This window comes from Novosphingobium flavum (genome assembly GCF_014230315.1).
Lineage (GTDB): Bacteria > Pseudomonadota > Alphaproteobacteria > Sphingomonadales > Sphingomonadaceae > Novosphingobium > Novosphingobium flavum.
The window spans coordinates 181,980-195,542 of record NZ_JACLAW010000005.1 but is presented as its reverse complement, the minus strand read 5'-3'; the positions used below and the strand labels follow the sequence as shown (position 1 = coordinate 195,542).

Annotated in this window: 11 protein-coding genes; 4 read left to right on the top strand and 7 right to left on the bottom strand. The window is 66.2% G+C overall.

The annotated features are described in order from the left end of the window. The first annotated feature begins 100 nt into the window (after window positions 1-100). Genes H7F51_RS07940 through H7F51_RS07930 form a run of 3 tightly spaced genes read left to right on the top strand, consistent with a single transcriptional unit; the run spans window position 101 to window position 4,319 of the window. Window positions 101-1,423 (top strand): SMP-30/gluconolactonase/LRE family protein, encoded by a 1,323-nt coding sequence (locus H7F51_RS07940; RefSeq protein ID WP_185663708.1) that lies wholly within the window; start codon window positions 101-103, stop codon window positions 1,421-1,423. A 38-nt stretch (window positions 1,424-1,461) separates the two neighbouring features. After that, complete coding sequence (locus H7F51_RS07935) at window positions 1,462-3,882, top strand: TonB-dependent receptor domain-containing protein (protein WP_185663707.1); 2,421 nt, start codon at window positions 1,462-1,464, stop codon at window positions 3,880-3,882. 17 nt (window positions 3,883-3,899) lie between these two features. Further along, entirely contained in the window at window positions 3,900-4,319 is a 420-nt protein-coding gene (locus H7F51_RS07930; protein WP_185663706.1) for a DUF6152 family protein, read from the top strand. 78 nt (window positions 4,320-4,397) lie between these two features. Here the strand turns inward: H7F51_RS07930 and sorB are convergent, their stop codons facing one another. Genes sorB through H7F51_RS07915 form a run of 3 tightly spaced genes read right to left on the bottom strand, consistent with a single transcriptional unit; the run spans window position 4,398 to window position 6,917 of the window. Beyond that, a complete protein-coding gene (sorB, locus tag H7F51_RS18640; protein ID WP_185663705.1) occupies window positions 4,398-4,706 on the bottom strand; it encodes a SorB family sulfite dehydrogenase c-type cytochrome subunit in 309 nt (102 codons plus the stop codon). Further along, window positions 4,706-5,905: a SorA family sulfite dehydrogenase catalytic subunit gene (sorA, locus tag H7F51_RS07920; RefSeq protein WP_185663704.1), complete on the bottom strand. Its 1,200-nt coding sequence runs from the start codon at window positions 5,903-5,905 to the stop codon at window positions 4,706-4,708. Before sorA ends, sorB begins: the two co-directional genes overlap by 1 nt. After that, entirely contained in the window at window positions 5,892-6,917 is a 1,026-nt protein-coding gene (locus H7F51_RS07915; RefSeq protein WP_185663703.1) for a LysR substrate-binding domain-containing protein, read from the bottom strand. The genes sorA and H7F51_RS07915 overlap by 14 nt, the downstream gene beginning before the upstream one ends. A gap of 249 nt (window positions 6,918-7,166) precedes the next feature. On the opposite strand from H7F51_RS07915, the gene H7F51_RS07910 reads away from it, so the two are divergent. Beyond that, a complete protein-coding gene (locus H7F51_RS07910) occupies window positions 7,167-7,646 on the top strand; it encodes a hypothetical protein (RefSeq protein WP_185663702.1) in 480 nt (159 codons plus the stop codon). Here H7F51_RS07910 and H7F51_RS07905 read toward each other — a convergent pair. From H7F51_RS07905 to H7F51_RS07890, 4 genes are all read right to left on the bottom strand, one after another. Beyond that, window positions 7,618-9,108: a PepSY domain-containing protein gene (locus H7F51_RS07905; RefSeq protein ID WP_185663701.1), complete on the bottom strand. Its 1,491-nt coding sequence runs from the start codon at window positions 9,106-9,108 to the stop codon at window positions 7,618-7,620. The genes H7F51_RS07910 and H7F51_RS07905 overlap by 29 nt on opposite strands. Then, a complete protein-coding gene (locus H7F51_RS18885; protein ID WP_185663700.1) occupies window positions 9,105-9,656 on the bottom strand; it encodes a hypothetical protein in 552 nt (183 codons plus the stop codon). Before H7F51_RS18885 ends, H7F51_RS07905 begins: the two co-directional genes overlap by 4 nt. Window positions 9,657-9,667: 11 nt before the next feature. Next, a complete protein-coding gene (locus H7F51_RS07895; RefSeq protein ID WP_185663699.1) occupies window positions 9,668-11,824 on the bottom strand; it encodes a TonB-dependent siderophore receptor in 2,157 nt (718 codons plus the stop codon). Between the two features lie 325 nt (window positions 11,825-12,149). Further along, a complete protein-coding gene (locus H7F51_RS07890; protein ID WP_185663698.1) occupies window positions 12,150-13,562 on the bottom strand; it encodes a cytochrome c in 1,413 nt (470 codons plus the stop codon). Window position 13,563: the final 1 nt, after the last annotated feature.

Here is a 13,563-nt window from a genome sequence, read left to right as displayed (position 1 = left end):
GGGTTCCCGCTATCGTCATAAGCATATTCGGTTTGATTGGTTCTGCGCCCACGGCCCGACCCTTAAACGCCCCATGACTTCAACGATTTGGGGCCTGATCATGTTCGTTCTTCGCACTCACCGTCGCCGCAGCACGCGGCTTGCCGGCGGCCTCGCCGCCACTGCCCTTGCGCTCGGCCTCGCTGGCGGGGCTCCGGCCCTTGCCCAGACTGCCGCAGTTGCCGCGCCTGCCGCTGCGCCCAAGCTTTCCCGCGCTCAGGTCGACGCCCTGCTCGCAACGCCCGACAAGGTGGTGTTCATCGACCTGCGCCGGCCCGACGAGATTTCCGCGTTGGGGACATTGCCGGTCTACCTCAACATCCCGATCAGCGAGCTCGACCGCTTCCTTGCCTATATCCCGCGCGACCGGCAGGTGGTGACCGTATCGAACCATGCCGGCCGCGCCGCCAAGGGCGCGGCCATCCTTGCGGACAAGGGCTTTGCCGTGGCCGGGGTGGTCGGCGTCGAAAACTATGCCGAGGAAGGCGGCGCCCTCTACGGTCGCAAGGTCGTGACCCCCGCCATCGCGGGCGTGGTCAAGGCCGATACCCGGGTGGAAGTGATCCGCGAGGGGTTTGCCGGAACCGAAGGCCCGATCGCCCTGGCCGACGGCTCCGTCCTGTTCACCGAAGGGCGCGCCGACCGCATCGTCAAGCTGGGCGCGGACGGCTCCGTCTCGACCTATCTGGAGCACATCGGCGTCCCCAACGCGCTGGCGCTCTCCGCCAGGGACGAACTGCTCGCCGTGCAGACCGCGCCTGCGGCCATCGCTGTTCTCCAGCCCGCTCCGAAGGTTCTTGCCGCCAAATTCGCCGGCAAGCCCTTTGGCCGGCCCAACGATTTCGCCCTGGCCCGAAGCGGCGACATCTACTTCTCCGATCCCGGCGCCCCGCAGCAGCCGGGTGCGGCGCCGGCCACCCCCAATCCCGCGTTTTACTGGCTCGACCACAAGGCGAAGGTCCACCTCGTCGCCAGCGACATTGCCCGCCCCAATGGCGTGGCCCTGAGCCCGGACGAGAAGACGCTCTATCTCGCCAACACGGCCGGCGAATACCTGATCGCGTTTGCCGTGCAACCCGATGGCAGCCTTGCCGGGCGGCACGATTTCGCGAAGCTTGCCGGCTTCAGGCAGACGGCGAACGGTCCTTCGAGCGGGGCGGACGGCATCGTCGTGGACAAGGATGGCCGCGTCTACGTTGCCACCAGCGCCGGGATCGAGGTCTTCGCGCCGGCGGGGCAGCCGCTTGGCGTGATCACCCTGCCCAAGCAGCCGCAGAACCTCGCCTTCGGCGGGAAGGACCATGCCTTTCTTTACGCAGTCGGCCGGGGCTCGGCCTACCGCATCGCCACCCAGACGGCCGGCGTGAACCGGCCCGGCAAGTAAGCCGGGCCGCAGCAAAGCCTTTGCAAAGGATCATTGACGTGAAGAACCCGAGCCCGCGCGCACGCCTGCGCCGCGCTGCCTTGCTTGCCGGCACCTTGTTGCTGGCCCCCACCCCCGCACTGGCCCAGGGCGCGGCGGTAGCGCCCCTTGCCGCCGATGCCGAAGCGGCCGCCGATGCCGGCGATGCCATCGTCGTCACCGCCCGCAACCGCGACGAGAACATCAACGATGTGCCGATCCCGATTTCGGTGCTGGGCGGCGAAGCCGTGGCCAGCCAGCGTGTTTTCACCCTGGCCGACCTGACCCAGCGCGCGCCGGGCCTGACCGCCACCACTCCCAATGCCCGCCGCACCGGGGTTTCCCTGCGCGGCATCGGCAAGACCAGCGGCAACGACAACATGGAGGCCGCCGTCGGCGTGATCGTCGACGACGTGTTCCTCGACCATGTCGGCATGACCTACCAGGACTTCACGGACCTGGCTCAGGTCGAGGTCCTGCGCGGGCCGCAGGGCACGCTGCTGGGCAAGAACACCTCGCTGGGCGTCATCAAGTATTCCAGCAAGGCGCCAAGCTTCACGCCGGAAGGCAGTCTTGAACTGGAAGGAGGCCTGTCCGTGCCTTCGTTCAAGGCGCGCGCATCCTATTCGGACGCGCTGGTGGACGATGTCCTCGCCTGGCGCGGCAGCTTTTCCTACGACAGCCAGCGGGGCGACATCATCAACGTCAACCCCTCGTTCAACAACCGCTTCCACGAGCGCAACCGCTGGGCCGGGCGGTTCCAGCTACTGCTCAAGGCGAGCGACAACCTGTCGTTCCGGCTCAACGTGGATGGCGCCGAAACGAACGAGAACAGCAACACCAAGCCGTTCATGATCGATCCCACCACGCTCGCCGACGGTTCGCCGCGAACCGGGCTTTCTTACACCAGCCGCCTCGCCCGGGCCTATTTCGGTGGCTACACGCCCATCATCGGATCGTGGACGACGATCGACATGGATCAGGCGCTGCCGCTGATCACCCGCAATTACGGCGCCTCATTGGTGACGACGTGGGATGCCGGGCCGTTCGAGGTCAAGTCGATCTCCGCGATCCGCAAGTTCCACTTCGACGCCAACAACGACAGCGAGCAGACCCGTTTCGCGATCAACCGGGGCGGCACGCTGGTCGACAGCGAGCAGCTCTCCGAGGAGCTGCGCCTTTCAGGCAAGCTCGGCCGGACGCTGGACTATCAGGCCGGGGCCTATTTCTTCGGGATCGACACCAAGACCACCAGCCGCACGCTTTATGGGGCGGATGCCGGCGCGTTCTATGCCACCGACGCGCAATATGCCGCGTTGGCGGCCAACCAGCTGCTGCTGCAGAATTCGCTCAAGAACGTGCGCTCGACCACTTTCCAAAACCCGGTATCGACCAGCCAGGCGCTGTTCGGGCAGGTGAACTGGAGCCCGGTGGACCGCTTCACCCTGACCACCGGCCTGCGTTACACCTGGGAGCAGAAGCGCTCGGTCACCAGCAAGTCGGCGAGCTATGCCGACGGCACGGCGCTGGTGGCGACCGGCAATAGCGCGGCGGACGCGATCCGCGCCAGCCAGCTTGGCGCAAGCTTCACGAACGTTACCGGCATTCCGATCCATGCCGGATCGGTGGCCTGGCTGGTCAACCCGAGCTTCAAGGTGACGCCCGACCTGCTGCTCTATGCCTCGGCCAGCGGCGGCGGGAAATCGGGCGCGGTGGCCTTCGACAATACCGGCCTGCCGCGCAACGTCCTGCCGGAAAACACGACCGATTTCGAGCTGGGCTTCAAGGCGCAGCTGCTCGATCGCAAGGTGAATTTCAGCGCCAACCTGTTCTACACCAAGGTCCGCAACTACCAGGCGACAACAAGCATTGCCGATGCCACTTCGTCCACCGGCTACAGCTCGGTCTTGGGCAATATCCCCGGCATCCGCGCCAAGGGCGTGGAATGGGAAGGGTCGTTCACCCCGGCGGAAGGCGTTAATTTGAACTTTGCCGGTACATACAACGACGCCCTCTATACCGACTGGTCAACCGCAACCTGCCCCCGCTCCTATACGGCGGCGGTCTGCAACAACACCGGCCGGCAGATCGTCGGCGCGCCGAAGTGGACCCTGATCTTCGGCTTCGACGTGGAGCGGGAGATTTCCGGCAGCGGCCTCACCCTCCACGTCTTCGGCAATGACACCTACCGCACGGCGCACAACCTGGAGCAGCTGCTTTCGCCCTATGGCTGGCAAAAGGCCTATCACATCACCGACGCCGGGATCGGGGTGATCACCAAGGTCGGCCAGGTGCGGACCGAGTTCAGCATCGTCGCCAAGAACCTGTTCAACACCTTCTACACCACCAGCGTGAACGACTTCAGCAACAACGCCCCCGTTGGCTACGACGGCATCGGCCCCCGCCGCTACGTCGGCGCGCTGGTTCGCGCCAAGTTCTGAGCACAGGAGCCCTGATCATGTCCAAATCCATTCCGCTCATCGCCGCTGCGCTGGCTGCCGGAGCCGTGCTGGCGCCGGCAGCGGCCCTCGCCCACCACGCCTTCGCCGCCGAGTTCGATTCCTCCAAGCCGGTGGTGCTCGACGGGGTCGTGACCAAGGTCCGCTTCGTCAATCCGCACAGCTGGGTCTATCTCGACGTCAAGAACCGGGACGGCTCGGTCACCAACTGGGGCTTCGAGTTCGGCACGCCGAATTCGCTGCGCGCCAGCGGAGTGACGCGCGAGGTGGTTTCGGCCGGGACGCCGATCCGCCTCGCCGGATACAAGGCCAAGAACGGCGGTCCCTTCGGTTATGCGACGACCGTGGTCCTGCCCGGCGGGCGCCAGGTTCGCACCGGCAGCGCGCCCGATGCCCCGCCGCCGCCGATCACCCGCTGACACCGCAGCCAGCACAACGAAAAAGGGGAGGTCCGCAGATCGCGGACCTCCCCTTTTTTCATGCGGCAGCAGCTATGGTCAGCCGAACTTGCGCGCGAGAAGATCGGCGGCGGCGGCCGCATCGGCCTGCTCGATCGGCGCCTTGTAGACGTTGACCATCTTGGCCACCGCATCGCGCCAGAACTGGGCGCCCTTTCCGCGCGGCTGGGTCACGATATAGTCGAGCGAGTGGCAGGCCGCGCAATTGTTGACCACCACGGCGGCCTCGTCACCGGCAAGCTCGGCTGGCACGGTGCCGACCGGCAGTTCGATCGACACCGGGCGCGCGGCAATCACGGCGGGCACGGCAATCAGCGCCGCCCCGAAGAGAAGCATCCCGGCGCGCATCACACGGCCTCCACTGTCAGCGTTTCGACCACGTTGCGCATATAGCCCGCGGGCTGCCAGCGCGGCTCCAGCGGCTGGCTTTCCCCGCTCACCGAAATGGCACGCACCTTGATCCGGTGACGGCCCCGGTCCAAGGTCAGGCCCAGCCGCCACGGGCGGAACGAATAGCGGCCCAGATCCTCACCCAGCCGCGCATCCTGCCAGGTGCGGCCATCGTCCGCCGATAGCTGCACCCGGGCAATGCCGCTTCCGCCGTCAAAGGCGATGCCTGCCAGTTCGACCACCCGGCCAGCCGCGATCCGGGCGCCATCGGCATGGCTGGTCACAAAGGAGCGAATGTTGAACCGGCCAATCGGCTTGGTCTTGTCGGGCTTGCCGCCCGGCGCCACGCAATTGCAGTCATTATCCGGGATTCGATAGGCGGTCTTCATCCAATAGCCGTCAAATTCGGAATCCACGACGTTGATTTCATTGAGATGCTTGACCCAGTAGGTGCCATAATGGCCGGGCACGACCAGCCGCAGCGGATAGCCGTTGAGGAAGGGCAGGTCTGCCCCGTTCATCTGGAAAGCAACCATCACCTCGCCGTCGCGGGCGTGATCGATATCGAGCGCCTTGACGAAATCGGGCACGGTATCGACGGGCGGATTGTCCAGCCCGTTGAAGGTGACCTGCCGCGCCCCGGCGCGAACCTCGGCCCGGTCGAGCAGGGCCTTCAGCGGCACTCCGCGCCAGCGCGCATTGCCCATGGCCCCGTTTCCAAGCTGCCCGCCCCCGACGCGCGGTTCGACGAAGCCGCGGCTGTTGCCCGAACACTGGTTGACGGCGACGATCTCCCGCACAGGGAAATCGCGCTTGAGCTGTGCCAGCGACAGGCGCAGCGGCGTGCCGACATGGCCCCCGATCTCCAGCCGGAAGCTGGCCGGATCGATCACCGTGGGCAGGCCCGACAAGTGATAGCGCACGAAGAACGCGTCATTCGGCGTGATCAGTCCTTCCCGGAACACCGCCCACGGCGTTTCCGCCTGGGGCGGGCGCGCCGTGAGCAGGATCATCGGCCGTTTCTGCGGCAATTTCGCCAGCTGCCTTTCACCATTGGCGAAGGGCAACTGCACGGTCGGGCCGGCAGCAATGGCGGCCTTGCCCATCAGGGTGAGGCCGGCTCCGGCCACGAAGGCCCGTCGATCAAGCGGCGACATCGAATTGAATTTCCTTTGCTGGGACAGAGCTGAACTGCAGGTCGTGGCGTTCCTCGAACCGGTCGATTGGTCGCGGGACGGGCTGGATCGGAGCCCGCCTGCGTCCGCTCAGCACTTCCGGATCGAGATGCGGCGCCAGCATGGCAATCAGCTGATAGGCGTAGTTTCGCAGCAAGGTGCCCTGCTGCACCGCGATCTTGGTGCTGCAGGTGCCGAAGAAGCCCTTGGTCGCCGGGATCGGCACCAGCCCGCCTTCGGGGCCGTTCTCGATCGCCATCTGGGCCACGATGCCGATGCCCGCGCCCAGCCGGACATAGGTCTTGATGACGTCCGCATCCATCGCGCGCAGGCGGATGTCGGCATTGAGCCCGGCTTCCTCGAAGGTCTCCTGAACGCGCCCGCCGCCGGTGAATTCGGGACTGTAGGTCACGATCGGCCATTGCGCGAGGTCGGCAAGATCCGGCGCGGAAACGTCCAGCAGGGGGTGGCCCTCGGGGGCAATGACCACGTGCTCCCAGCTGAAGCAGGGATAGGTATCAAGATGCGGCTGGTTATCCACCGCCTCGGTGGCGACACCGATATCGGCGTCGCCGCGCAGGAGGGATTCGACCACGAAATCGGGGCTGCCCTGACGCAATTCCACCTCCACCTCGGGAAACAGTTCGCGAAAACGCAGCAGGACCGGCGGCAGGACGTAATTGGCCTGGTTGTGCGTGGCCGCAACAACGAGCCGCCCCTTGTCTGCGTCCACGAACTGGGCCGAAAGGCGCTTCAGATTATCGGCTTCCTGCAGCAGTTGGTCAATCACCCGCGATGCCGCCTCACCCGCCGGGGTGAGCCCGACCAGCCGCTTGCCCCGCCGCACGAAGATCTCGATCTTGAGCTCCGCCTCAAGCTCGCGGATTTGCTTGCTGACGCCGGATTGCGACGTGAACAGCTCTCCCGCCACCTTGGTCAGGTTAAGCTCGTTCTGCACGGCGGCGCGCACATAGCGCAATTGCTGGAAATTCATGCCCCTCGCCCCCGGCCGGAGGCAAAGCTGGGGCGTGGTTTGGCATTGAATGATGGTTCGCTCATGGTCCCTGCGCCTTGTTGTTTCGCATCCAGCGCAGGGTAGCGATTTAATTGACTACTGATTTAGTAGACATTTGACCGACAGGCAAGCCGGCCTAAGGCGCAATCGTGCTTTGCACATGAAAAGGTGTTCTTTCCCCGATCCCGCCAGCCTCGCCTATGGAGCCGCCCGTCATAGGAGAATTCGATGTCGTCGAGGTCAGTTTCCCGCATTGCGCTGCTCGCCGCCGCGGCATTCGCCTCGGTGGCGGCCATGGCGGAAAACCCGTCCAGCGACATTCCGCTGCCCGAATTCATGGGGCACGTCCTGCAACGCAACGCGGAACAGTTGTGGGCCTGGAGTGCGGAAGAAAGTGACGGCACCGGCGCCCATTCGGGGGCGCCCCGAACCGAGGAAGAATGGGAAGCCGCCGAAAGCGACGCGCTGACGCTGGATCAGCTGTCCTACGTGCTGCAGGGCCTGGCCAGCCGCCCCGACGATCCGCGCTGGGACAAGCTGGCCACCGATCTTCGCAGCGCCGCGACAGCCAGCGCAAGCGCTGCGGAGCGCAAGGACTACCCCGCGCTTCTTGCCGCCGGCGAAGATATCAACGCCCGCTGCGTGGCCTGCCACTGGACCTTCGCGCCGCAGTTGGAAGTTACCCCGCCGCCGGTTCCCCTGTCCTGACCGCCGAGGGCCGGCCAGCGCCGGCTCGCCCGCAGCGCCCCGGCAGCCAGAGCGCGAATGCGCCGAGCAGAAGGCATCCATCCAAGGCGGAAACCGGCCATTGGCCTGCCCTGAAAATGGCGAGATGCAGCAAGGCCGTGGCGGCCAGTGCGCAGGCAAGAACGATCCGCATTAACGGACCATCCATCAGCGACGGTCTGGCAATCGCGGCACCCAGCCCGGCAGCCAACGTCAACCAGAACAGGGCCGTCAGCGGCGCGTCCGGCCCGAGAAGCCAGCGCTCCCACGCGGCAAGGACCAGCGCGAGCGGGGTTCCCCAGACGACGAGGTTCCAGGCCGCCGCGAGACGGGCCGTCGGCAGGCCCTTGCGGCGGCGCTTGTTGAGCCACAGGGTCGTGCCGGTTGCGGTAAGGACGCAGAGCGCCAATCCCATCGCAGCATAGGCCAGCTGCATGGGCAATCCGGCATAGTTCCCGAAATGCAGTCCATAGGTCGATGCCGCCGCCTGCCGCCCGGTGGCACCATCTGACAGCCCGACCTTGCCGAGATAGTCGCCCGCGCCGCTGAAGCCGTAGGATTCGCCGTAGATCAGCCTGCGCGGATGCTCCGCCAGCACCTGGACGAACTGGCCGCGCGTGGCGGGATCGTGAACGATGACATAGACCGGCCGGGCCTGCGCAAAGCGGGCCTGAACCGAGACAACAGCCCGCCCGGCATTGGCGAGCGGCGCGGGCGCAGGATCGTGCGCTGGTTCGTTACCGAAGATGCTGGCACTGACCGCCTCCCGGTCTCCGCCCTTGTCGGTCTGGGCCAGCAGCGCGATCCCGGCGGAGCTGAGCCCGATGGCGGCCCCCGTCAGCGCGATCATCAGCGCGAATGGCAGGGTCAATGTCCCCAGCCGATTGTGCCAGTCCGCACGGGCGATCTGCGGATCGCCGCGCATGCGCAGGCGAAAGGCGTCCTTGAATATCTTCGGCAGCGCGAGCACCCCGGTCACGCTGACGGCCGCCAGCACCGCGCCCAGCGCACCGACAAGCAACATTCCCCACTGGACCGGCAGGGTCAGGTTTATGTGCAGGGCGAGAAGAAATTCGCTCCAGCCGTTCGCCTCGCGCACAGTCGGCCTGCCCGCGGCGTCGACGTACCAGGCCGAATGGTCGGTCGTGACCACGGCGCGCGGCAGGTCTGCATCGGGCATCCGCAGGTACAGGTGGGTGGTTCGCGGCTTTCCTTTCTCCAGCGCAAGAGCCTGCACCATGGCGTTCTGGACCGCGGCGGGAGAAAGGGTCTCGTATTCGGCGACATTGGGCTGTTCCCATCGCTGCCACCGCTCGGCCACGACGACGATCATCCCGCTCAGGGCGACGATGTAAAGCGCTGCGCTCGCCAGCAGGCCGATGGCGCCGTGGCCGGACAGGGCCTGCTTGGCGAGACTCGGCCGCCGGACACGGATCTGGTTCACGAAATACCCCACAGGAAAGCGCCCAGCAGCGCGGCGCTGAGCGGCGGCAGGACCATGCGAACAGGGCCGGGCAAGGTCATTTGCCAGCACATCAGCGCGGTCCAGATCACCGGCTGCAGGAACAGGGCGAGCGCCAGACTGTCGGCATCGAGGTCCGACCCGCCCCTGACCAGCGCCTGCACGGCAAAGGCCAGCCACTGTGCTGAGCAAAAGGCCACCGGGACGACCAGGACGAAGACCGCCAGCCGCCGCGCGACATCGCCCCAGTCCAGCGGCGTGGCCAAGGCAGCGGCTTGCCGGACGGCGTTGGGCGCCGAAGCCGGTGACCGCCAAGCGGCGTGAAGAACAAATCCCAGCGCCGCGATCATCCCGATCGTCAGCCCCGTGGCCATGCCCCAGGCACCGCCGCCCCGCGCGAGGACGACCAGCGCCACCGCGCCAAGCGCCCACCCGGCAAGGGCGACGGACCTGCGCCCGCCCCACCCCGCGCGAATTACGGCGACCGACAGGCCGGCCATGATCCATCCGATGGCAGTAAAACCGGTCACCGCGCCGCTCGTCAGTACTTGACCGTGAGGGTGCCCAGCACCGTTCGCGGCGCGCCGTAATAGCCCTGTTCGAAAGTCAGCGAGGTGAGGTATTTGACGTCGGTGACGTTGCGCACATTGGCGCTCAGCGTCACCCTGGGCGTGATCGCGTAACTCACCAGCAGGTCGAGCAGCGCATAGGCTTCCTGCTCAAGGCGAACCGTTTCGCCCGTGGTGGAAGATACCGTGCCCGGATCGAAGTAGAAGCCGCTCTGGTATTGCAGCGATGCACCGAGCTTGAGTGCGCTGAGCGCGGGCGGCGAATAGGTGGCGTTGAACTTGGCAGTCGTGCGCGGAACGAAGGTGCGGGCCGGATCGCCGTTCTCGTCGCGGATGCGCATCGTGGTGAAGCCGCCGGTGAGTTGCAGCCCTTGGGCGGGCGAACCGGCAAGTTCGAACTCCACCCCTTCGGAGCGGGAATCCACCCCGGCATAGATGGTCCGGCCAAGCACCGTGTCGAAGCCGGCCGCCTGTGCCGTGTTGTTCTGCCGGGCACGGAAAACGGCGGCCGTTGCCAGCAGGCCCCCGCCGAAGAACTCACCCTTCACCCCCGCTTCGATGTTGTCGCCTTCGATCGGATCGAGCAGGCGGTTGTTGGCGTCGAACTCGGTCTGCGGATTGAAGATGGTCGCATAGCTTGCATAGAGCGTCACGTTGGCCGTGACGTCGAAGGTGGCGCCGGCAAAGGGAAGGAATTTCTTCCGGTCGTAGTTCTGGGGCGTGCCGTAGGATGTGCCGTCGCTGCTCGCATGGGTGTAGTTTCCGCCCAGCATCACCTTGAACGGATCGGCCAGGTTGAGCCGCACCAGGCCGTAGACCGTCTCCTGCTTGCGGTTGATGTTGAGGCTCTCGGTAAAGTCCGGAAAGTCGGGTTCGGGAAATGTGCCGGAGAAAAGCTGATCGAGCGAGATCGGCACGCCGACCGTGCTGTAGTCATAGGCCGAGTCCTGGATATAGCCCTCCGCGCTGCGGACGGCGCCGAACAGGACGTCATGCTTGCGCCCGCCGATCGAAAGCTTGCCGGCCACATGGGCGTCAATCGTCAGGTTGCGGGTCTGGCCGCGGAACGCGCCGGGATAGGTGTAGATGCCGTCGCCGGTCTCGCGATCGGGATTGCCGTAGACGTAGAACAGCTTGTCGTTCTCGTCGTTGGCCCGGCGCAGCACCGTCAGCGTGGCGGTCCAATCCTCGCCCCAGTGATGCGTGAGGTCACCGAATATCTGCCGCTCCGTCACGCCCCAGCCCGCCCAGTCGGGGCCCGTGTTGTCGGACCGGGCGAAGTCGACCCTCGTGCCATCGGTGTAGTAGAGCGGCACCGCCCCCCACTGCGCGGCGCGGCTCTGGTGGTGCTGATAAGCAAAGCCCGCGCTCGCAACGGTGTCCGGCCCGAGGTCAGCCTCGACGATGCCATAGCCGGTCCAGCGGCCCAGGTGATAGCGGTCGAGGTAACTGTCGGTATCGAGATAGGCGCCCACTGCCCGCGCGCGCACCGAACCATCCGAGGTGAGCGGCACGCTGATATCGCCATCAAGACGGAGGTTGTCGTAGGAGCCATATTGCGCGGAAACCGATGCCCGCAGGTCGCGGTACGGACGCTTGCGGATGAAGTTCACGACGGCCGAGGGATTGCCGGTCGGCGTCAGCAGGCCGGGAGCGCCGCGCACCACCTCGATCCTGTCGTAGATCGCCGTATCGAGCGAACCGGTCTGGATGCCGAAGGCGAAGGGCATGCCCACGCCATCGATCTGGAAGGTCTGGATGTCGTAGCCGCGCGCTGAATAGTAAACCCGGTCGGTCTCGGCAGCGAGCACGTTGACGCCGGGAACAGTCGCCAGCAGCTGGTTCACGTCGTTGAGCTGGAAATCGTCGATCTGCGCGCGGGTGACGACGCTGACCGATTGCGGCGTTTCCTTCTGGCTGAGCGGCAATCGCGTGGCCGTGCGCTGTTCCGCCACGCCGTAGTCTTCGTTGCCCTCCGTCCGCTGCCCCGTGACGACGATCGTCGCATCGCGCTGCTCCTCGGCTGCAGCATCGGCGGCGGCACTGGCCGCCATCAGCGAAAAGTCGGCCACTGCCGGAGTCGAGTTCGCTGCCGCAGCAGCCAGGAGCGCGGGAATAAGGGCCGTCATAGGGGCTTTCTTTCTCTTCGGAATAGGTAACCAGGGACCAGCACGAATGCGAAGTAAGCTGCTAATGCGACTGATTATCATTTACAAGAAGAGTTTTGTCGACAGACTTATACGCCTGGACCAATGCAGGAATCGTCCGCCCACGGCTCCGCGCCCCGATGGCGAGGCGGAGGATGGTCAGGTCATTTTCCGGAAACCTTGGGCCGCACGCTTGCGCGCCTTACCCGAAGAACAGGCAATGCCGCGCAGCCCTATGCGAGCGGCAACCCCGACCTATGAGCTTCGCCGCAAGCGCGCTCAGGCAGGCTCTTGCCCGTCCTTCGCCTCAGGGCATTCTCTCCGCGCCATTGCCCCTCGCCCTCCGCCTGACGAGCCGCGCGGCAAACAGGATCGCCAACCCGGCGATCAGGGCCATCCCCGCCCATACCCCCACCACCAGCGGCGAGCGGCCGCCATTTTCCAGCCGCAACCGGCGCACGCTTGTGGCATCGACCGGGCTCCCCGCAGCATTGCCGAACTGCGCGCGGACGTAATTCGCGACCAGCGCGATCTGCGCATCGTCCAGCGCGTTGCCGATCCGGGATGCGGCGCCGAATGCGGGCATGAACGATTCGCCCCGCCCGCCGCGTGCGGGAACGCCGTGAATGATCGCCAACACGGCATTGTCGGCCCGCGCAGCGCCAAGCGCGCTGTTGCCAACAAGGCCGGGAAAGCCCGGACGCCCCGGCACCGAAGCCGTTCCGCGCCCGTCGAGGCCGTGGCAGGAGGCGCAGGCCGCGACGTAGAGACCACGGCCGGTCGGCAGTCCGTTCCCGCCGAGACTGAAGCTCAGGCGGTCCGGATCGGGCCGGCCGTATCCGCTGCGCGGCGCCGTATCGCCCGGATTACGCAGCGGCTTCTGCCCTTCGAGATAGGCTGCAATGGCGGAAAGATCCTCACGCGGGAGGAAACGCAGACTGTGTCCGACCACCTCGCCCATCGGCCCACCAGCCACGGCCCGGCCGGGCAGGCGGCCACTCGACAGGTATGTGACAATGTCCTCGCGCGACCATCGGCCGATCCCGCTGACCGGATCGGGCGTGATGTTGAAGGCCTGCCAGCCTTCCACGATACCACCGGCAAGATTGCGGCTCATGTCGAGCCCTTGGGTCAGCGTACGCGGGGTGTGGCATTCGTTGCAGTGCCCGAGCGCCTCGGCAAGATAACGGCCGCGATTGTATTCCCCGCCCCTGCCCGGCTCCGGCGCGAACCGCCCTGGCGTGAAGTTGATCCACTTCCAGACACGCAGCAAGGGCCGGTAGCCAAAAGGGAACAGCATGTCATTGGCAGGCGCCGTCCGCCGCACCGGCGGAAGCGAGAACAGATAGGCCTTGATCGCCAGCACATCGGCATCGGACAGGCGGGTGTACTGGACATAGGGAAAGGCCGGATAGAGTTGCTCGCCCGCGCGGCCGACGCCATCGTGCAGGGCGCGCAGGAATTCCGCATCGCTCCACGCTCCGATGCCGGTTTCGCGGTCGGGCGTGATGTTGGGCGCATGGATGGTGCCGAACGGCGTGGCGATCGCCTTGCCCCCGGCGAATGCGGGCTGGCCTTCCACCGTATGACAGGCGACGCAGTCGGCTGCCGTCGCCAGAATGCGCCCGCGCCCGATCAGCGCAGGGCTCGGCCCGCCCTGGCCGAACGCGGGGGCGGACAGCACCAGCAACGGCGCGGCGACGCGAAGAAAAGCGCGCATC

Coding starts and splice junctions, on each gene's coding strand:
- H7F51_RS07940 (WP_185663708.1), top strand. CDS start 101: ATGTTCGTTCTTCGCACTCACCGTCGCCGCAGCACGCGGCTTGCCGGC.
- H7F51_RS07930 (WP_185663706.1), top strand. CDS start 3,900: ATGTCCAAATCCATTCCGCTCATCGCCGCTGCGCTGGCTGCCGGAGCC.
- sorB (WP_185663705.1), bottom strand. CDS start 4,706: ATGCGCGCCGGGATGCTTCTCTTCGGGGCGGCGCTGATTGCCGTGCCC.
- sorA (WP_185663704.1), bottom strand. CDS start 5,905: ATGTCGCCGCTTGATCGACGGGCCTTCGTGGCCGGAGCCGGCCTCACC.
- H7F51_RS07915 (WP_185663703.1), bottom strand. CDS start 6,917: ATGAATTTCCAGCAATTGCGCTATGTGCGCGCCGCCGTGCAGAACGAG.
- H7F51_RS07910 (WP_185663702.1), top strand. CDS start 7,167: ATGTCGTCGAGGTCAGTTTCCCGCATTGCGCTGCTCGCCGCCGCGGCA.
- H7F51_RS07895 (WP_185663699.1), bottom strand. CDS start 11,824: ATGACGGCCCTTATTCCCGCGCTCCTGGCTGCTGCGGCAGCGAACTCG.
- H7F51_RS07890 (WP_185663698.1), bottom strand. CDS start 13,562: ATGCGCGCTTTTCTTCGCGTCGCCGCGCCGTTGCTGGTGCTGTCCGCC.